This window comes from Rugamonas sp. FW305-51 (genome assembly GCF_058786935.1).
Genome location: NZ_JBYSZG010000005.1, coordinates 14,193 through 32,969 on the forward strand (window position 1 = coordinate 14,193; position 18,777 = coordinate 32,969).

Here is an 18,777-nt window from a genome sequence, read left to right on the forward strand (position 1 = left end):
CGCCCGCACGCCCCGCTATGTCCGCAACGCCTCGGCCGGGCGCATGCGCATCGCCATCCATGCGTGGCGCGCCACGGCCATGCCGGTAATCGCCAGCGTGCACGCCAGCGCCAGCAGCATCGTCCAGCAGCCGATGGGCGCCCGCTCGACGTAGCCGGCCAGATAGCGCTCGATGGCAAGGGCCGCCAGCGGCAGTCCGATCACGGCCGCCACCGCCGTCAGGGCACCCACTTCCCGCAGCACCAGCAGGCCGATGGCGGCACGGCTGGCGCCATGCAGCTTGCGCATGACGATTTCCCTGGCGCGGCGCTGCACTGTATGGGCGGACTGCACATAGGTGCCGAAGGCGGCGATCGTCAACGCGACGCCGGTGGCCGCGGCCAGCAACTTGGCCATGCGCGCATCGTCGGCATAATTGAGGGCGAGGATGGCGGCGGCCGGCCGCGTCTTGACGATCGCATTGGGGAAGTACTTCGGCCACAGCCTGCGCACCGCCAGTTCCAGCGGCGCCAGCGCCGCCGGCGCCTGGCCGGCCCGAACGCTGAGCGTGGCGCCGGCGCTCCACAACTCATAGCCCACGGCGCGCGGCATTTCGCGCAGCGACTGGAAGCGCAGTTCCGGCGCGATTCCCACCACCCGCTTGGGGATGACCTTGCCGTCGAAACCGGTAAACAACATGGTCTGCCCGACTGCCGCGGCCGGGCTGGCAAAGCCGAGTTCCCGGGCCGCGATGGCGTTCAGCACCAGCGGCTCGGGCGCATCCTCCCGGTCCAGGCGCGGGTCGAACAAGCGCCCCGCTACCGGCCCGACGCGGTACTGCTGGAAGAAATTGGCGCTGACCGACTTCATTTCGACCGGTGCGCTGGTGCCGCCGGGACGTTTCAGGTCGCGGAACCATGAAAAATCCGTGCGACCGACCGCGTCCTCCGAGATGGCGATGCCGGCCACACCGGGCTGCGCGCCAAGCGCGGCGACGAACCCCTGCGCCGGCACGCTGTCCCTGACCGTTTCCGGCAAGTCGACGATGAGGATGGGCGCGGGATCGAATCCCGGCGCGGCGCGCATGGCAAATCCGGTCTGCCAGGCGATGGCGAGGGTGACGCTGGCAAAGCCCATGGCGGTAGCCATTTGCAGCACGCTCATCGCCCGCCGCCATTGCGTGCCGCGGGCCGACTCGCTGCCGTCGCGCCCGGCCAGCGCCTGCCCGGGATGCACATGGACGGCGATCCACGCGGGGTAGGCCGCCGTCAGCCCGGCCAGCAGCAGCCCCAGCGCAAGCGCGGCGCCGATGTTTTCCGGCGCCAGCAAGGCGTCGAGCTTGCGGTCGACCAGCTGGGCAAACAGGGGTAGCGCGAGCCAGGCCAGCAGCAGCCCGAGCGCCGTTGCCAGCAGCGCCACCAGCAACGATTCGGCCAGCAGTTGCAGCACAATCTGGCGCACGCCCGCGCCCAGCACCTTGCGTATGGCCACTTCACGCCGGCGCCGCAGCACGCGCACCACGGCCAGGTTGACGTAATTGACGGCCGCCAGCGCCACGATCAGCAACGCGATCACGCCCAGTCCGGCCACCAGCGCCGGATTGGCGCGCGCGCCGGACGCCGCGATATTGTTGCGGGCCACGTCGCGGTCGAAATAGGCGTCGGCCAATGGCGCCAGCACGATCTCCATCACCTTGCGCGCCCCCAGCCGCTGTTTGACTTCCGGCGGCTGATCGAGCAGCCTGGGGCTGGTGTCGGCCGCCTGCTGCAGGAGCGCCGTGATGGCCTGTGGCGAGGCGCCCGGCCGGACCCGTATCAGCAGCTTGCCCCACCATCCCTGCCGCCCGGTGAGCAACTCGTCGCGCACCTCCCTGGCCAGCACCGAATTGACCCCGTTCAAGGCTTCGAACGGGATGGTGGTATTGGCGGGCGGGGACTCCAGCACGGCGCCGACCCGCAACAGATTACCCTCGGCCCGCATGGTCCGCCCCAGCGCGTGCGTGGTGCCGAACAGGCGCAGCGCCGTCTCCTGCGTGACGGCCAGCCCGCCCGGCTGCTCCAGCGTCGCCGCCAGGTCGCCCTGCAGCGTGCGCACGCCCAGCATGGCGGCGAAACCCGGCAGCACCGTCAGGCCGTGCAGCCGGTGCAGCTGGCCGTCGATGCCGACCGTGAGCCCCTGGCTTTCCGGCCGCGCAGGCAGCCACGCCGTGGCCTCGGCCACGCCCGGCGCGCCTGCCGCCACCGCGCGCAGCATGATCGGCGCCTGGTCGAACCACGGCGCCTTGGGGTCGACGTTGTAGCGCTGCTTGACCACATACACCTGGCCGAGGTCGGGCACCTGCCGGTTGTATTGCCACGAGTAGCGCACCAAGCCCAACAGCAGCAAGGCGGCCGCCAGGGCCATGGCCAGGCCGCCGATGACGACCAGCGAGTAGGCCGGTTCCTGCGCCAGCGCGCGCCAGCCGAGACGGAAATCGCGAAGTTTCATCTGCGTCCGCCTCACGCCGCTTGCAGGGCGTCGACCAGGATACGCCCGTCGAGCAGGCGCAGCGTGCGCGATGCCTGCGCCGCATGGGACGGCGAGTGCGTGACCATGATGACGGTGGTGCCCTCGCCGTTGATCTGACGCAGCAGGCGCATCACCTCATCGCCGTGCGCCGAGTCGAGATTGCCGGTCGGTTCGTCCGCCAGCAACAGCGCGGGACGGGCCACCAGGGCGCGCGCAATCGCCACCCGCTGCTGCTGCCCGCCCGACAGCTGCGACGGCCGGTGCCGGGCGCGGTGCGCCACGCCCAGCTGCTCGAGCATGGCGGCCACCCGTGCGCGCCGCTCGCGCGCCGGCACGTCCAGGTATTCCAGCGCCAGTTCCACGTTCTCGGCCACCGACAGCTGTTCGATCAGGTTGAAACTCTGGAAAATGAAACCGATGCGGCCGCGCCGCAGGCGGTTCAATTGTGCCTCGCTCCAGCCGGCCACGTTGCGGCCCTCGAACCAGTACTCGCCGCTATCGGGCGTGTCGAGCAGGCCGAGCATGGCCAGCAGCGTCGACTTGCCGCAGCCGGACGGGCCCGTGATGGCCACATATTCCCCGGCCTCGATGTGCAGCTCGATGCGGTCGAGCGCCGTGGTGCGCACCTGGCCGCCCTGATAGGTCTTGCTGATATTGGAAAGCTTGAGCATGCCGTGCTTCTCGTGAAGGGTTGGGGTCGTATGCATGATTGTGTCATCTCCGGGGGTGTCGTTGAACAGTTATCGATTGAATTGCAGAACCGGTGCGGCGCCATAGGCCGCGTAGGACGACACCAGCACCCGCTCGCCGGCGGCCAGGCCCGCCAGCACTTCGAGCTGGCCGGGCGAGCGGCGACCGGTGCGGATGGCGCGCCGCGCGGCCAGCATGCGCCGGCCATCGAGCACGTACACCCAGGCCCCGCCCGTGTCGTTGATAAAGGCATCGTTGGGCAGCAGCAGGGCGGGCCGCGATCCGCCCAGCGCGACCGACACTTCCACGCTCTGGCCCGGGCTCAAGGCCGGCGGCTGTTGCCGGTCGAACGTCAGCTCCAGCGTAAAGCGGCCATCGCTGATCTGCGGGGTGATGCGGCTGACCGTCACCGCATAGCCATGGCCGGCGATGGTCGCCACGCCCGGCTGGCCCGGCGCCAAGCGGGCCAGGTAGTATTCGTCGGCCTGGGCCGACAGCTTGAAGCGCGCCACGTCGTCGATACGGCCCAGATGCTGGTCCGGCCGGACCGTTTCGCCCAGCTGTAAATGGAAATCGGTCAGGCGCCCGGGCGCGGGCGCGCGCACGGCCAAGCCGTCCAGCGTCGCATGCACCAGCTGCAGGCCCGCCTCCAGCCGGGCGATCGCCAGCGCCATCTGGCGCAAGGCATCGCGCTCGATCGCCGTTTGCGTCGCATTGCCGGCCACTTCGGCGTCGAGCAAGGCGCGCTGCTGCGCCAGCCGGTCGCCGGCGTCCTCCAGCGCCGCGCTGGAGAGGTAGCCTTGGCGCGCCAGCGCCAGATCGCGGCCATGCTGCTTCTCGGCCACCGTCAGCGCGTAGGCGAGCTCGGCGCCGCGCCGCTGGCGTGCCGCGCGGCTCGCCTCGGCCGCCAGCCGCAGATTGGTCAGGTTCGAGATCTGCTGCGCGTGTTCGGCCTCGCGCGCCAGCAACTCCAGGCGGCGCTGCGGATTGGACAGGCGAAACAGCAGCTCGCCCTGCCGCACGGACGCGCCATCACGCGCCAGCACTTCTTCCACCCGGCCCGACTCCACCGCGTCGAGCATGACGGTGCGCAGCGGCGCCGCCGTCGCACGCAGCGCCAGCTCGTCGCGGAACACGCCCTGCTCAACCACCGCGAAGCGCGCCTGCGCGAGCGGCACCTGCAGCCCGCGCGGTGCCAGCTGCCACAGGGCCGTGCTGCCCGCTGCCAGCGCCAGCAGCGCGCCGCCTATGGCCAGGCGCCTGGCGCGCCGCGGCGGCAAGGGCTGGTCCATGGCGGCGCCGGTGGGACGCCGGTCCGTGGCGGCGGCCGGTGGCGGCATCGCCAGCACCGCATCAGGGGGAAATGTGCTCATGTCAGGACAAGTCGCAACTTCCATGCCATGCCAATTCCCGCCGCCACCACGCCGCGCCGGCGCCCCACGGCGCCATGCCTGTCCGGATGCGGACAAGCCAGGTGTGCGTTTCCGGACAGTTGTCCGTGCCGGCCCCGGCGCGATGGACGCGGGCGCGCACGTGCTGCTAGAATCGGCCCACCATTTCCCCGGCCCTGCCCATGACCGCCAGCCCAGCACAGATCCTGATCCTCGACGACGATGCCGACGTCGCCTGCGCGGCGCGGCTGCTGCTGCGGCGCTGCGCCGCCCAGGTCAGCACGCTGGCCCATCCGCGGCTGCTGGCGCGCCAGCTGGAGCAAGGCGTGCCGGATCTGGTGCTGCTCGACTTCAATTTCGCTCCCGGCCGCACCGATGGTGCCGAGGGCCTGGCGGCGCTGGACCGGTTGCGGGCCCTGCCCCGGCCGCCGGCGGTGATCGCCATGACGGCCTATGCCGACGTCGGGCTGGCGGTGGAGGCCATGAAGCGGGGCGCGTGCGACTTCATCACCAAGCCATGGGACAACGCCCGCCTGGCCGCGGCCGTCGACGGCGCGCTGGCACGGCGTGGCGCGGCGGTGCCGGCCGGCACCGGCCCGGGCGCCGGAGCGCTGATGGGCGACGCCCCGGCCATGCGCGAACTGCGCGCCTTTATCGCCAACGTGGGACCGACCGAAGCGAACGTGATGGTGTTGGGGGAAAACGGGGTGGGCAAGGAGCTGGTGGCGCGCGCCATCCATCAAGCTTCACGCCGGGCCGCGCAACAGTTCCTCGCCGTCGACATGGGCAGCCTGCCGGAGGCAACCCTGGAAAGTGAATTGTTCGGCCACCGCAAGGGATCGTTCACCGATGCGCGCAGCGACCGCGCGGGCCGCTTCCAGGCCGCCTCCGGCGGCACACTGCTGCTCGATGAAATAGGCAATCTGCCGCTGGCCGCCCAAGCCAAGCTGCTGACCGCCCTGGAACGGCGCGAAGTCACGCCGCTGGGCGCGGACCGCCCGCAGGCGATCGATGTGCGCATCGTCAGCGCCACCAATGTCGACGAAGCGACGCTCTACGACGCCCGCGCCTTCCGGCCGGACTTGCTGTTCCGCTTAAATACCATCGTCATCCGCGTGCCGCCGCTGCGCACGCGCCGGGACGACATCCCCATGTTGCTGGCGCACTATCTGGCCCACTACCGGCGCCAATATGGCAAGCCCGACGCCGACGTGGCGCCGGCGGCGTTCGATGCCCTGTGCCGCCACGCCTGGCCCGGCAACGTGCGCGCGCTGCGGCACGCCTGCGAGCGGGCCGTGATCCTGGCACAGCATGGCGCTTACCAGCTGGCCGACTTCGGTCTGCACGACGGCGCCGCGGCCACCGCGCCGGCGCCGGCGCCGGTGCTGGCCGCCGCAACGGCCGAAGTGCCCAGGCTCGATGCGCTCGAACGCGACGCCATCGCCGCCGCGCTGGCGCAGCAACAGGGCAATATCAGCCGCACGGCCAGGGTGCTGGGCGTGAGCCGCGCCGCGCTGTACCGCAAACTCGAGCGCCATGGACTTTGACCGGCACCCGCGGCGTACGCTGGCGGCCGGCGCCGCCCTGCTCGCCGTCGCCGCATTCGGCGGGGGCGCCAGCTATCAGGGCGCGGCGACCGCGGTTTCGCTCGCTGCGGTCGCCAGCGGATGGGGCGCGCTGCTGGCCATCGCCCTGATCTGGCGCGCCCTGGCCGCGCTGCCCGCTGCGGCCGCGCCTGCGCCTGAAGTGCCGCCGGGCGCACCGGGCGATCAGGCACAGCTGGCCGCCCGCGCACTGGCCCTGGAAACCCGGCTTGAATTCGCGCCCGTCGCCATGTTCGCCGTCGGCGATATGCGGTCGACGGCCAGCTTCGAACCCGTCAACGCCAATGCGCGCCGCCTGCTCGCCCCCGGCCGCGCCACCCGGACGGACCAGCTGCAGCGCACGCTGGCCGGACTGGCCACCGGCCAGCGCAGCGTGATCGCGTTCGATACGGAACTGGGCAGCGAGCGCGCGCTGGCCATCGTCAGCGACATGACGGTCGACGGCCTGCCACAACGACTGGTGGCGCTGCTGCCGCTTGAGAACGAGCTGGAAGCCGAGGCCATGCAGGCCTGGCAGAAACTGGTGCACGTGCTCACGCATGAGATCATGAACTCGCTCACGCCGGTGGCGTCGCTGTCGCACACGGCGCGCGACCTGCTGGCCGGAGCGGGCGCCGGCCTGCCCGCCGATATCGCCGCCGATCTCGATATCGCGCTCGACGCCATCAGCCGGCGCGCCGACAGCCTGACCCATTTCGCCGGCGGTTATCGCGCGCTGGCCAGCGTGCCGGAGGCCCGGCCGCAACGGGTCGCCATCGGCCCCCTGTTCGCGCGCCTGTCGGCCCTGCTGGCGCCGGCCTGGCAGGTACGCGGTGGGCGCGCACTGTTCAGCGTGGAGCCGGAATCGCTCGAGTTGATGGCCGACCCGGGTCAACTGGAACAGGCCTTGGTCAACCTGATCCAGAACGCGGCCGAAGCATGCGCTGGCCCGGCGGCGCCGGAAGTACGTGTCAGCGCCAGGCTGGTGCGCGGCGGACGGTTACGCGTGGAGGTGTGCGACAACGGTCCAGGCGTGCCGGACCTGCTGGCAGCCGACATTTTTACGCCCTTCTTCTCGACCAAGAGCAAAGGCAGCGGCATCGGCCTGTCCATGGTGCGGCAACTGGTGCACCGCAATGGCGGCACCGTGCGCTACGCGAAATCGGTCGGCAGCGGCGCGCGCTTCATCGTCACGTTTTGAGGACGCTCGCTATTTGACGGACTTGAACGTTGCCGTGTGCTTGGAGTGGTACGCCACCGGAGTGCCAGCCGCATCCAGCATGAACGTGACCGTATAACCGTTCTGGGTACGGTAGGATGCGCGCTGCTCCGTCACCGGCAAGTCGCTCCAGCTCTGGTTGTGCGAGGACTGGCGCTGCAATTTCCCGTCCTCGGTCAGGCGGAACGTGAAGAGCGTGTCTTCGTACTTCGTTTCAAAGCGCCACGGGGAACCTGCCACCAGCTTGCCGGCCAGTTCGGATTGCTGCGCCGGCGCCAATACCGCCACGGGCTCCTCGGCCCGTGCCGGCAGCGCGCAATGCAATGCGATCGCAAAGATCACCGTCCATAACTTCACACTGAAAAATTCCCGACGCATAGCGATGCTCCTTTGTTTTCAGATCAAGAATGGCAACCTGCTGCCTCCCTGTATTTCTCCCGACAAGTCTGGCCGCGCCTGGCCAGGTCAGAACGAATCGGCGATGGCAGCAGGCGCCGGCGCCCATCATCAGGTGGCGTCACCCGTGTATTGCATGCCCGGCGCATCGTCCGGGCGCCTGGAAAATCCGCATTTCAGATAGAAGTCCGACTTGCCCTTCGCGCAAAAGAGCTGGATGTCGCGCACGCCGGCCGCATGGCAGCGTGCCACCAGTTGCGCAAGCAGCTGCTCACCAATCCGGCGCCCCTGGTAGGCCGGGGCCACGATCATCTCGGTGATGAAGGCATGCAGGCGGCCGTCGGAAATCGCGCGGGCGAATGCCACCAGCTGGTCGCCGTCATAGGCCGCAACACACGCCCACGAGCCGCGCAGCGCGTCCGCATAAAACGCCGCGTCGCGCTCAAGCGGTCCCCAACCGGTCGTGTCGTAGAGATGCTTGAACGATGGCGCGGGCGGCAATTCAGTGCAAAAGGTGATGTCCATGTTGCTCAGTGCATGTTAAGTTTCAATCAACTTATCATAGCCTGCCAAGCCCGCACATCGCAACCATGGAATGGGTGCGGCACACGCCTCAGGCGACGCCGTCTTCCTGCCCCGCCGCTCCCCAGTGCCGCAACAGCCCCAGGGCCACGGCCAATAGCGTGGGGCCGATGAACAGGCCGACGAAGCCGAACGCCAGCACGCCGCCCATCACGCCGAGCAGCACCAGGATGAACGGCAGGCTGCTGCCGCGGCTGATGAGCATGGGCTTGACCACGTTGTCCACGCCGCTGATGGCGAAAAAGCCCCACACCAGCATGAACACGCCCCATCCCGTATGGCCCTCGTTGAACAGCCAGATGGCGGCCCCGCCCCAGATCAGCGGCGGCCCCACGGGGATCAGCGACAGCAAGAAGGTGGCGATCGACAGCAGCGCCACCGCCGGCACCCCGGCCAGCGCCAGGCCGATGGCGGCCACCCCGGCCTGCGCCAAGGCGGTGCCCAGCAGGCCGTACATCACGCCCCGCACGGTGCGGCCCACGGTGTCGGCCACGGCCGCGCCCTGCGCGCCGATCAGTTTTTCCATGCCGCTGCGGACCATGGCCACGATGGCGTGGCCGTCGCGGTACAGGAAGAAGCAGACGAAGACGGCCAGGCTGACCTGGGCCACGCCCCGCCCCAGCACCAGGCTGCCGCCCAGCAGCAGCCGGCGCGCCGGCTCCAGCAGGCGCTGGGCCAGCGCAATCAGTTCCTCGCGGCTGGCCACCAGCTTGCGCAAATAGGCGTCGGCCTGCTCGCCCACCAGCGGCAGCTGCTTGAGCCACGCGGGCGGGACGATGGTACCGTCGTCGATGGCGGCGCGCACCTGGTCGAAATAGCTGGCCGCGTTGTCGGCCACGCTCCAGGCCACCAGCGCCAGCGGCACCAGGATCACCAGCGTCAGCGAGACGGTCATCAGGGCGGCGGCCAGCGTGCGGCGCTGGTGCATGCGGTGCAGCAGGCGCAGGTACAGGGGCCAGCTGGAGATGGCGATGGCGGCCGCGAACAGGATGGCGGCCAGGAAGGGGCGCAATACGATCAGGCAGCCCAGGATCAGCAGCACGACGGCCGCCAGGCGGGTGTAGGGTTGGAAGCGCTGCTCCATGCAATCCCCGGTTGGTTGGACGGTGGGCCGCGCCGCGGCGCCCCCAATGTCAGGCTCAGTTCAGCAGCAGCTTGAGGTCATGCACGATCGGTTCGGGACCGAGGCCGTGGCGCACGAACAGGCGCAGCTTGCCGCTCTTGTCGAACACGTAGCTGCCGGCCGTGTGGTCGACCGTGTAGCTGTCCTTGGTCTTGCCCGGCACCTTGGCGTAGAACACCTTGAATTCCTTGGCCACGGCGGCCGTCTGTTCCGGCGTGCCGTACAGGCCGATGAAGCGCTTGTCGAACGCCGGCACGTACTGGGCCAGCAGGGCCTGGGTGTCACGCTCGGGATCGACGGTGACGAACAGCACCTGCACCTGGTCCGACAGGGGGCCGAGCGCCTGCATCACGCTCTCCATTTCGGCCATCGTGGTCGGGCACACGTCCGGGCACTGGGTATAGCCAAAGAACATCACCACGGCCTTGCCCTTGAAGTCGGCCAGCTTGCGGGGCTTGCCCGTGTGGTCGGTCAGGGAAAAGTCGCGCGCGTAATCGAGGCCGGTCAGGTCGGTGTTCTTGAATTCCACCTTGGGCAGGGCCGGCTTTTCGCCGCAACCGGCCAGGGGACCGGCCGCCAGTATGGCCAGTGTCAACAGGGCTAACAGTTTTTTCATGGTGTGTGATTGGAGCTTCAATTACAGCTTGATGTAGTGGTCCACCAGCAGCGCGGCGAACAGCAGCGACAGGTAGATGATGGACCAGGTGAAGGCCTTGCGGGCCACCAGGTCGGTGTAATGGCGGTAGATCTTCCAGGCGTGGCGCAGGAAGATGGCGTTCAGTACCACGGCGCAGGCCAGGTAGATCAAGCCGCTCATGTGGACGGCGAACGGCAGCAAGGTGGTGGCGGCCAGCGCGATCGAATACAGCCACACGTGGAACTGGGTGAACGGCAGGCCGTGCGTGACGGGCAGCATGGGCAGGCCGGACTTGGCGTAGTCGTCGCGGCGGTACATGGCCAGCGCCCAGAAGTGCGGCGGGGTCCAGACGAAGATGATCAATACCAGCAGCCAGGCCTGCATCGGCACGTCGTTGGCGACGGCGGCCCAGCCCAGCGCCGGCGGCATGGCGCCGGACAGGCCGCCGATGACGATGTTCTGCGGCGTGGCCGGCTTCAATATCATGGTGTAGATCACGGCGTAACCGACGAAAGTGACGAAGGTCAGCCACATGGTGAGCGGGTTGACCAGCGCGTACAGTACCCACATGCCGGCGCCGCCGATGATGGCCGAGAACAGCACGGTCTGGGTCACACTCAGCTCACCGGTGGCCATCGGGCGGCGCGCCGTGCGCGCCATGCGGGCGTCGATCTCGCGCTCGGCCAGGCAGTTGACGGCGAACGCGGCGCCGGCCAGCAGCCAGATGCCGAAGGTGGCGGCCACCACCACGCGCCAGTCGGGCAGGCCGTCGGCGGCCAGGAACATGCCGATCACGGCGCAGAACACGGCCAGCTGGGTGACGCGGGGCTTGGTCAGCGCCCAGTATTGAGCGATGCGGTTGCTGGATTTATGGGTTGCGGTCTGGGTCGTCATTAGTGGTGTCTGGCAGCGGTGGCTTGCGGGAATACGGCGCTGGCGGCTGCCTTCTGCGCAATCTCGAATTGGAACTTAGCCCGGTAGTTTAACATGGTCAGCAGCAGCACCAGCAGCGCCGCCCCGGCGTTGTGCAGCACGGCGATGGCCAGCGGATAGTTGAGGAAGATGGTGGCGATGCCGCTGCACAGCTGCAGCACCAGCACCACGGCGATGGTGCGCGCCGTCTGGTGCAGGGCCGTGTGGCCCCAGGCCCGCCAGGCCGTGTAGCCGGCCACCAGCGCCACCACGAAGGCGAAGTTGCGGTGCACCCAGTGGATGGCCGTCAGCGCGGAAAACGGCAGGTAGTGGCCGGCGGCCGTCTTGCCCAGTTCGCGCCACAGCGTGTAGCCGTGCGCGAAGTCCATCTCCGGCACCAGCTTGCCGCCGCACAGGGGGAAGTCGGTGCAGGCCAGCGTGGCGTAGTTGGTACTGACCCAGCCGCCCAGGGCCAGCTGCATCAGCAGCAGCACGCCCGACAGCGCGGCCAGCAGGCGGATGTTGCGCATGGCCGGCGGCGAACCGGTCACGATCTTGACGGGCGCGATCAGCTGGTCCTGGCGTCCGCCATACCAGGTGAGCAGCGCCAGCAGGCCCATGCCCAGCAGCAGGTGGGTGGTGACGATGACGGGCTGCAGCTTGAGGGTGACGGTCCAGGCGCCGAACGCGCCCTGCAGGCAGACGAACAGCAGCAGCGCCGTGGGCAGGGCCGGCGCGTATTCGGCGCGGCTGCGGTCGCGCAGCCAGTGGCGCCACGATTGCACCACCATGGCCACGATCAGCACCCCGATCGCCATGGCCAGATAGCGGTGGATCATCTCGATCCAGGCCTTGGCCACCGTCACGGGACCGGTGGGCAGCAAGGCCTCGGCCGCCTGGATCTGCGCATGGGCCAGGAAGGGGTTGGCCGTGCCGTAGCAGCCGGGCCAGTCGGGGCAGCCCAGGCCGGAGTCGGTCAAACGGGTGAAGGCGCCGAACACGATCAGATCGAACGTCAGGAACACGCACACCCACACCAGCTTGCGGTACTTGCTGGTGTCGGACGAGGTCCAGACGATGGACAGCGGCAGCAGGGCCACCAGCAGCGCGGTGATGGCCATTTGGGGCAAGGTGGCGGCGTGCATGGCGGTTCAACCTATGGCGGAGGCTTTGAGCAGCCTGGCCAGGTCCTTCTTCACCTTGGCCATTTTATCGATGTCGGACGAGACGGCGTGGGCCGGGAAGCGCATCATCAGGTTGCCCAGCGGGTCGATCAGGAACACGTGGTCGGCCAGGGGGCCGTCCGTGCCCGGCGGCAGCCACTTGGCCACCACGTCGGCCGGCGCGCGCAGCATGCGGGTGCCGTCGTTCACGCGCAGCAGCATGGTCTCGAGCGGCGCGTTGTCGGTGATGAGCCAGACCCGCTCGATGCGCTCCATTTCCTTGCCCTGCATGGTGCGCAGCTGGCGCATGGCGAACAGCTGGTCCTGGCAATCCTGCTGGCAGTCCGACGGCCCCACCTTGAGCATGATCCATTTGCCCTTGTAGTCCTCCAGCGTGGCTGGTTTGCCGTCCAGCGTGGTGCTGGCCATGGCGGGGATGGGATACTGGCGCGGGTCGATCAGGTCGCCGTAGTTGGTGCGTCCGCTCGGTTTGATGAAGTAATAGGTGAAGTAGGAGGCGACCAGGGGCGCCGCGCACACGGCCAGCACGGCCAGCAGCTTCCAGCGCCCGCGCGCCGTGCGCTGCGCGGCCGGGTCGGCCTGGCCTGCGTTATTGTCCATTGCTTTGTCCATTGCTTTGTCCACTGCCTTTTCCACGTCGGTATCCATTCCATGCAAAGAAGATGATGGCCATCGCCGCCAGTGCATACCACTGGAAGGCGTAGCCGCGATGTTTGTCCACGCCCAGCGCCGGCGCCGGCCAGTCGCGCACCAGGGCCGCGTCGTCCGGGCCGGCGGCGCCGGTCTGTTCGACGATGAACGGCGCCAGCGCCAGCCCGCTGTCGGCCGCCACCTGGGCCGCGTCCGCGTTCTGCACGATGGCGCCCGGACGCAGCGCGGGCGCCGCGCCCAGCTGCATCACGTGGCCTGCGTTCAGGCGCGCCACGCCTTCCAGCGTGACGGTGCCGGCCGGCGTGGCATAGACGGGCAGCCGGTCGCGCTGGACCGGGTCGCGCGGCAGCCAGCCGCGCGCCACCAGCACATGGCTGGCCGTGCCGGCGATCCGGAACGGCATCAGCACATAAAAACCGGCCCGGCCCTGGTAGGGGCGGTTGTCCAGGTACAGCGGCCATTCCTGCACGAAGCGGCCCTGCACCCGTACCCGGCGAAATGCCACGGCGGCCGGCGCCAGCGGCCGGCCATCGAGCTGCAGGGGCGCGGCCGCGGCCCCCTGGGCCAGCTGCGCCTGCAGCACCAGCTTCTCGGCCGCGCGCCGTTCCTGCCAATTGCCCAGGGCGATGCCGAGCGCCGCCACCAGCACGGTGGCCGCGAACGGGATAAGTGTAAACCGGAAGGCGATACGCATTACAATGGGTGCCTTAATTCTATTTCCTGCCTACCACGCCATGAAAATTGCCGTTGCCATCGCCTTCATCCTGATTATCGGCAGCCTGGGCTCGGCCCTGTTCTACCTGATGCGCGACAAAGGCAAAAGCAACAACACGGTGCGGGCGCTGGCCATGCGGGTGGGCCTGTCGATCACGTTGTTCCTGCTGATACTGCTCGGCTACAAGCTCGGTTACATCCAGCCCACCGGCATCCGCTAAGCCGCCGCCCTTCGCCCCCTTCTGTTACGAAAAAAGCCGCATCGGGGACTTCCCCGCATGCGGCTTTTTCAGCTTCGCGGCTGGGTTGCCGCGAATTATAGCGCTCTCTTACAGCCAGTAGACGACGACGTACAGGCCCAGCCAGACCACGTCCACGAAGTGCCAGTACCAGGCCGCGCCTTCGAAGGCGAAGTGGTGGTCGGGCGTGAAGTGGCCCTTCAGTACGCGGTACAGCACCACCGACAGCATGATGGCGCCCATGGTCACGTGGAAGCCGTGGAAGCCGGTCAGCATGAAGAAGGTGGAACCGTAGATGCCCGAGGTCAGCTTCAGGTTCAGCTCGCTGTATGCGTGCATGTACTCGAAGGCCTGGAAGCCCATGAAGGTCGCGCCCAGCAGGATGGTGGCGAACAGCCAGAACGCGGTCTGGGCGCGGTGGCCGGCGCGCAGCGCGTGGTGCGAGATGGTCAGCGTCAGGCCCGAGGTCAGCAGCAGCGCCGTGTTCAGGGTCGGGATGGGGAACGGCCCCATGGTCTTGAATTCCTGGATGGTGCCGGCCGGCCCCGTGTTGCCCCAGTGGGCCGCGAAGTCAGGCCACAGGATCTTGTGGTCCAGGTCGCCCAGCCACGGCATGGAGATGCTGCGGGCATAGAACAGGGCGCCGAAGAAGGCGCCGAAGAACATCACCTCCGAGAAGATGAACCAGCTCATCGACCAGCGGTACGAGTGGTCGATGCGCTGGCTGTACAGGCCTTTTTCCGATTCGCTGATGGCGTCGCCGAACCAGAAATACAGCACGGCGATAATGCCCACCAGGCCGATCATGTTGAGCGCCGGGCCCCACGAGACATCGTTGACCCAGGCGGACGCGCCCACCATGGTCAGCAACAGCGACAGGCCGGCCAGCAATGGCCACTTGGATGGACCAGGCACGAAGTAGTACGGTGCCGAGGCGTTTTGTGAACTCATCTTCATCTCCCTAAATCAACTGTATTCGAGAATGCTACTTTTATTTTAAAACGACAAATTTAACGATCGATATCAGCAACGTGATGAACAGGGCTACCCCGATCAGGCCGGCGATGATGACGTGCACCGGATTCAACTTGGCGGAATCGGCGTCGAAATCGCTCTTGCGGCGCAAACCGAAGAACGACCAGAACACCGCCTTCATCGAGTACAGGAACGAGGCCTGCTGCTGCGGTTTCTTTGCTTCATCCATGGCGCTTACCTTGTTCACTTGGCGGCCGTCTTGTCCAGGCCGGCGATTTCAAAAAACGTGTACGACAGCGTGATCGTCTTCACATCCCTGGGCAGGGCCGGATCGATGAAGAACACCACCGGCATCTGGCGCGCCTCGTTCGCCTTCAGGGTCTGCTGCTTGAAACAGAAGCATTCCACCTTCTTGAAGTGCGGCATGGCGCTTTGCGGCGCATAGCTGGGAATGGCCTGCGCCTGCACCGTGCGGGGCTGGGTGTTGACCACTTCATACAGCACCGTCTGCAGTTCGCCCGGGTGCACCTTCAGGCTGGCCACCACGGGACGGAAGCGCCACGGGCCCTGGGCGTTGCCGTCGAATTCCACGGTGACGGTGCGGCTCAGGTCGACCTGGGTGTTCTGGTCCAGCGCCACCGTGCCATCCTTCTGGGTCAGCACGTTGATCCCCAGCGCTTCGCAGATCTGCTTGTAGACGGGCACCAGCGCATAGCCGAAACCGAACATCATGACGGCGATGACGAGCAGCTTGCCCAGCAGTTGCCGGTTCAGGCCGCGGGTTTCCCGGTCCATGGCCATGTCAGCTCAGCCAGATGTGCTTGACGAACACGGACACGAAAAACACCAGTGCCACGGTGGCCAGGATCAGGCCGGTCTTCACATTGTTCGGTTTGTTCGCTTGGGACATGGTTGCCAACTCATTCATCGTTGCATCGTTCGTTGGCGGACCGCCGGCTGGCGGCCCGCCCTTGCCATTACTTGACGGTCGGCGGCGTTTCGAAGGTGTGGAACGGGGCCGGGCTAGGCACGGTCCATTCCAGGCCTTCCGCGCCATCCCATGGCTTGGCTTCCGCCTTCTTGCCGCCGCGGATGGTGGGCAGCACCACGCAGAACAGGAAGAACACCTGCGACAGGCCGAAACCGAAGGCGCCGATGGAGGCGATCATGTTGAAGTCCGTGAACTGCGCCGGATAGTCGGCGTAGCGGCGCGGCATGCCGGCCAGGCCCAGGAAGTGCATCGGGAAGAAGGTGATGTTAAACGTGATCAGCGACAGCCAGAAGTGCAGCTTGCCCATGGTTTCGTTGTACATATGGCCGGTCCATTTCGGCGACCAGTAGTAGAAACCGGCGAACAGGGCGAACAGCGAGCCGGCCACCAGCACGTAGTGGAAGTGGGCCACCACATAATAGGTGTCCTGCAGCTGGATGTCGATCGGGGTCACGGCCAGGATCAGGCCGGTGAAGCCGCCCATGGTGAACACGAAGATGAAGCCGACGGCGAACAGCATCGGCGTCTCGAACGTCATGGAACCCTTCCACATGGTGGCGATCCAGTTGAACACCTTCACACCGGTCGGCACGGCGATCAGCATGGTGGCGTACATGAAGAACAGCTGCGACGTTACCGGCATGCCGGTGGTAAACATGTGGTGGGCCCACACGATGAACGACAGGATGGCGATCGAAGCGGTGGCGTACACCATCGAGGCGTAGCCGAACAGGGGCTTGCGGGCGAAGGCCGGCAGGATCTGGGACACGATGCCGAACGCCGGCAGGATCATGATGTAGACCTCGGGGTGGCCGAAGAACCAGAAGATGTGCTGGTACATGACGGGGTCGCCGCCGCCGGCTGCGTTGAAGAACGAGGTGCCGAAGTGACGGTCGGTCAGGGTCATGGTGATGGCGCCGGCCAGCACGGGCATGACGGCGATCAGCAGGTAGGCCGTGATCAGCCAGGTCCAGCAGAACATCGGCATCTTCATCAGCGTCATGCCGGGCGCGCGCATGTTGAGGATGGTGACGATGATGTTGATCGAACCCATGATGGACGAGGCGCCCATCAGGTGCATGGCGAAGATACCCATGTCCATGCCGATGCCCATCTGGCTCGACAGCGGCGCGTACAGGGTCCAGCCGGCGGCGGTGGCGCCGCCCGGCACGAAGAACGACGACGCCAGCAGGATGGCGGCCGGTGGCAGCAGCCAGAACGAGAAGTTGTTCATGCGGGCGAACGCCATGTCGGAGGCGCCGATCTGCAGCGGGATCATCCAGTTGGCGAAGCCGACGAAGGCCGGCATGATGGCGCCGAACACCATCACCAGGCCGTGCATGGTGGTGAGCTGGTTGAAGAATTCAGGCTGGAAGAACTGCAGGCCGGGCTTGAACAGCTCGGTGCGTATCATCAGGGCCAACACGCCGCCCGACAGCAGCATGATGAACGAGAACCACAGGTACAGGGTACCGATATCCTTGTGGTTGGTGGCAAACAGCCAGCGCGACAGACCGTGCGGATGGTCGTGCGCGTGATCGTGGGCGTGATCGTGTGCGTGATCCAGAGTGCTTGTGCTCATGTAAATCCCCTAATTACTTGCGTGCAGCCAGGACTTCGGCTGGTTGAACGATGTTTTCGGCGGCCTTGTTCGACCAGTTGTTGCGGGTGTAGGTGATGACAGCCGCAAGCTCCGTATCCGACAGTTGTTTCCACGCTGGCATTTCGCCCGGGAACTTGCCACTCTTCTTGCCGTTCAGCAGAACGTGGATCTGGTCAGCCTTGGCGCCGTTGACGACGGGCGAGCCGTCCAGCGCGGCGAACGCGTTCGGCAAGCCCTTGCCGTTGGCCTGGTGGCACACGACGCAGTTGGTGGCGTACACTTTTTCGCCCTTGGTCTTCAGTTCATCGATGGTCCAGACCTTGCTCGGGTCTTCCGCCTGGGCGGCCATTTCCTTGAGCTTGCCGTCGACCCAGACCTTGTACTCGTCTTCCGTCACGACCTTGACGACGATGGGCATGAAGGCGTGTTCCTTGCCGCACAGTTCGGCGCAGTTGCCGCGGTAGGTGCCCGTATGCTCGGCCTTGAACCAGGTGTCGCGCACGAAACCGGGGATGGCGTCCTGCTTGACGGCGAAGGCGGGGATGGACCAGGCGTGGATCACGTCGTTGGCGGTGGTGACGATGCGGATCTTCTTGTTGACCGGCACCACCACTTCGTTGTCGACTTCAATCAGGTAGTTCTCGCCGCGCGGCTCGGTCGGCGCCACGCCGGGCGCGCCCACTTGCGAGCGCGGGGTGGACAGGTTGGACAGGAAGGAAATGCCCTGGCCCTCGCCTTTCAGGTAGTCGTAGCCCCATTTCCACTGCATGCCGGTGGCCTTGATGGTGATGTCGGCGTTGGAGGTGTCTTTCATGCCGACCACGGTGCGGGTGGCGGGCAGCGCCATGCCGATCACGATCAGGAAGGGCACGACGGTCCAGGCGATTTCGACGGCCGTCGATTCATGGAAGGTGGCTGGCTTGTGGCCCAGCGACTTGCGGTGCTTGATGATCGAATAGAACATCACGCCGAACACGGCGACGAAAATCACCATGCAGATCACCATCATCCAGGTGTGCAGGCTATAGACTTCGGTCGCGATCTGCGTTGCCGGTGCTTGCAGGTTCAGTTCGCGCACCATGGGCCCGCCGGTACCGCCCGTTGCTGCCGTATAGGTGCCGGCCGCCACCGGGGCGTCGGCCGCCCACGCCGGCATGCCCGCGGCTGTCATCAGCAGCCCGAGCATCAACGATTGAAGTCGCTTTGCATGTTTCATGTTTTCCCCAACCACCAAAAAATAGAAATATTTTTTTATAACGGCGTAGAGATTCGATGAGTTGAACCGCCGCCGCTCCTTAAACACCTACAGGCCCCATGCCGGCGCCGCCTGCGAAATGCTGCGGGCGATGATCCGGCGGGACCTTGATATTTCGCCAAGCGTACCCGATATTACTATCAGT

The 18,777-nt window shown here is 66.9% G+C and carries 20 protein-coding genes; 3 read left to right on the forward strand and 17 right to left on the reverse strand.

Annotated features, from left to right (window positions below; translation table 11 throughout):
* Window positions 1-15: 15 nt before the first annotated feature.
* The 3 genes from AC3WOS_RS05130 to AC3WOS_RS05140 all read right to left on the reverse strand — a co-directional run bounded on the left by AC3WOS_RS05130 (window position 16) and on the right by AC3WOS_RS05140 (window position 4,550).
* The gene (locus tag AC3WOS_RS05130) at window positions 16-2,466 is read right to left on the reverse strand and encodes an FtsX-like permease family protein (RefSeq protein WP_492714773.1); all 2,451 of its coding nucleotides are present in this window, start codon (window positions 2,464-2,466) and stop codon (window positions 16-18) included.
* An 11-nt stretch (window positions 2,467-2,477) separates the two neighbouring features.
* A complete protein-coding gene (locus tag AC3WOS_RS05135; RefSeq protein WP_492714981.1) occupies window positions 2,478-3,158 on the reverse strand; it encodes an ABC transporter ATP-binding protein in 681 nt (226 codons plus the stop codon).
* A gap of 69 nt (window positions 3,159-3,227) precedes the next feature.
* On the reverse strand, window positions 3,228-4,550 hold the full coding sequence (locus AC3WOS_RS05140) for an efflux RND transporter periplasmic adaptor subunit (protein WP_492714774.1): 1,323 nt from the start codon (window positions 4,548-4,550) through the stop codon (window positions 3,228-3,230).
* A gap of 200 nt (window positions 4,551-4,750) precedes the next feature.
* Between AC3WOS_RS05140 and AC3WOS_RS05145 the strand changes: the two genes are divergently transcribed.
* On the forward strand, window positions 4,751-6,115 hold the full coding sequence (locus AC3WOS_RS05145) for a sigma-54-dependent transcriptional regulator (protein WP_492714775.1): 1,365 nt from the start codon (window positions 4,751-4,753) through the stop codon (window positions 6,113-6,115).
* Window positions 6,105-7,352, forward strand: coding sequence for a sensor histidine kinase (locus tag AC3WOS_RS05150; RefSeq protein ID WP_492714776.1), 1,248 nt, complete (start codon window positions 6,105-6,107; stop codon window positions 7,350-7,352). The genes AC3WOS_RS05145 and AC3WOS_RS05150 overlap by 11 nt, the downstream gene beginning before the upstream one ends.
* Window positions 7,353-7,361: 9 nt before the next feature.
* Here the strand turns inward: AC3WOS_RS05150 and AC3WOS_RS05155 are convergent, their stop codons facing one another.
* From AC3WOS_RS05155 to AC3WOS_RS05190, 8 genes are all read right to left on the reverse strand, one after another.
* A complete protein-coding gene (locus tag AC3WOS_RS05155; protein ID WP_492714777.1) occupies window positions 7,362-7,748 on the reverse strand; it encodes a hypothetical protein in 387 nt (128 codons plus the stop codon).
* A 129-nt stretch (window positions 7,749-7,877) separates the two neighbouring features.
* The gene (locus AC3WOS_RS05160; RefSeq protein WP_492714778.1) at window positions 7,878-8,291 is read right to left on the reverse strand and encodes a GNAT family N-acetyltransferase; all 414 of its coding nucleotides are present in this window, start codon (window positions 8,289-8,291) and stop codon (window positions 7,878-7,880) included.
* Window positions 8,292-8,379: 88 nt separating this feature from the next.
* Window positions 8,380-9,432: an AI-2E family transporter gene (locus AC3WOS_RS05165; protein WP_492714779.1), complete on the reverse strand. Its 1,053-nt coding sequence runs from the start codon at window positions 9,430-9,432 to the stop codon at window positions 8,380-8,382.
* A 55-nt stretch (window positions 9,433-9,487) separates the two neighbouring features.
* Window positions 9,488-10,087, reverse strand: coding sequence for an SCO family protein (locus AC3WOS_RS05170; RefSeq protein ID WP_492714780.1), 600 nt, complete (start codon window positions 10,085-10,087; stop codon window positions 9,488-9,490).
* 21 nt (window positions 10,088-10,108) lie between these two features.
* Window positions 10,109-11,002 (reverse strand): heme o synthase, encoded by an 894-nt coding sequence (gene cyoE, locus AC3WOS_RS05175; RefSeq protein WP_492714781.1) that lies wholly within the window; start codon window positions 11,000-11,002, stop codon window positions 10,109-10,111.
* Window positions 11,002-12,165 carry a COX15/CtaA family protein gene (locus tag AC3WOS_RS05180; protein WP_492714782.1) on the reverse strand — a complete coding sequence of 388 codons (1,164 nt, stop codon included), beginning with the start codon at window positions 12,163-12,165 and terminating at the stop codon, window positions 11,002-11,004. The genes cyoE and AC3WOS_RS05180 overlap by 1 nt, the downstream gene beginning before the upstream one ends.
* 6 nt (window positions 12,166-12,171) lie before the next feature.
* Window positions 12,172-12,804 carry an SCO family protein gene (locus AC3WOS_RS05185; RefSeq protein ID WP_492714783.1) on the reverse strand — a complete coding sequence of 211 codons (633 nt, stop codon included), beginning with the start codon at window positions 12,802-12,804 and terminating at the stop codon, window positions 12,172-12,174.
* A complete protein-coding gene (locus tag AC3WOS_RS05190) occupies window positions 12,794-13,549 on the reverse strand; it encodes an SURF1 family protein (protein ID WP_492714785.1) in 756 nt (251 codons plus the stop codon). Before AC3WOS_RS05190 ends, AC3WOS_RS05185 begins: the two co-directional genes overlap by 11 nt.
* A gap of 40 nt (window positions 13,550-13,589) precedes the next feature.
* Here AC3WOS_RS05190 and AC3WOS_RS05195 point away from each other — a divergent pair, with 40 nt between their 5' ends.
* A complete protein-coding gene (locus AC3WOS_RS05195) occupies window positions 13,590-13,790 on the forward strand; it encodes a twin transmembrane helix small protein (protein ID WP_492714786.1) in 201 nt (66 codons plus the stop codon).
* Window positions 13,791-13,898: 108 nt separating this feature from the next.
* Here AC3WOS_RS05195 and AC3WOS_RS05200 read toward each other — a convergent pair whose 3' ends face one another.
* The 6 genes from AC3WOS_RS05200 to coxB all read right to left on the reverse strand — a co-directional run bounded on the left by AC3WOS_RS05200 (window position 13,899) and on the right by coxB (window position 18,593).
* Window positions 13,899-14,759 (reverse strand): cytochrome c oxidase subunit 3, encoded by an 861-nt coding sequence (locus AC3WOS_RS05200; RefSeq protein WP_492714787.1) that lies wholly within the window; start codon window positions 14,757-14,759, stop codon window positions 13,899-13,901.
* A 40-nt stretch (window positions 14,760-14,799) separates the two neighbouring features.
* Window positions 14,800-15,012 carry a DUF2970 domain-containing protein gene (locus tag AC3WOS_RS05205; RefSeq protein ID WP_492714788.1) on the reverse strand — a complete coding sequence of 71 codons (213 nt, stop codon included), beginning with the start codon at window positions 15,010-15,012 and terminating at the stop codon, window positions 14,800-14,802.
* A gap of 14 nt (window positions 15,013-15,026) precedes the next feature.
* Window positions 15,027-15,578, reverse strand: a complete 552-nt coding sequence (locus AC3WOS_RS05210; RefSeq protein WP_492714789.1) for a cytochrome c oxidase assembly protein — start codon at window positions 15,576-15,578, stop codon at window positions 15,027-15,029.
* A gap of 7 nt (window positions 15,579-15,585) precedes the next feature.
* On the reverse strand, window positions 15,586-15,693 hold the full coding sequence (locus AC3WOS_RS05215) for a cytochrome oxidase small assembly protein (RefSeq protein WP_492714791.1): 108 nt from the start codon (window positions 15,691-15,693) through the stop codon (window positions 15,586-15,588).
* A gap of 67 nt (window positions 15,694-15,760) precedes the next feature.
* A complete protein-coding gene (gene ctaD / locus AC3WOS_RS05220; RefSeq protein ID WP_492714792.1) occupies window positions 15,761-17,356 on the reverse strand; it encodes a cytochrome c oxidase subunit I in 1,596 nt (531 codons plus the stop codon).
* Between the two features lie 13 nt (window positions 17,357-17,369).
* Entirely contained in the window at window positions 17,370-18,593 is a 1,224-nt protein-coding gene (coxB, locus tag AC3WOS_RS05225; protein ID WP_492714793.1) for a cytochrome c oxidase subunit II, read from the reverse strand.
* Between the last annotated feature and the right edge of the window lie 184 nt (window positions 18,594-18,777).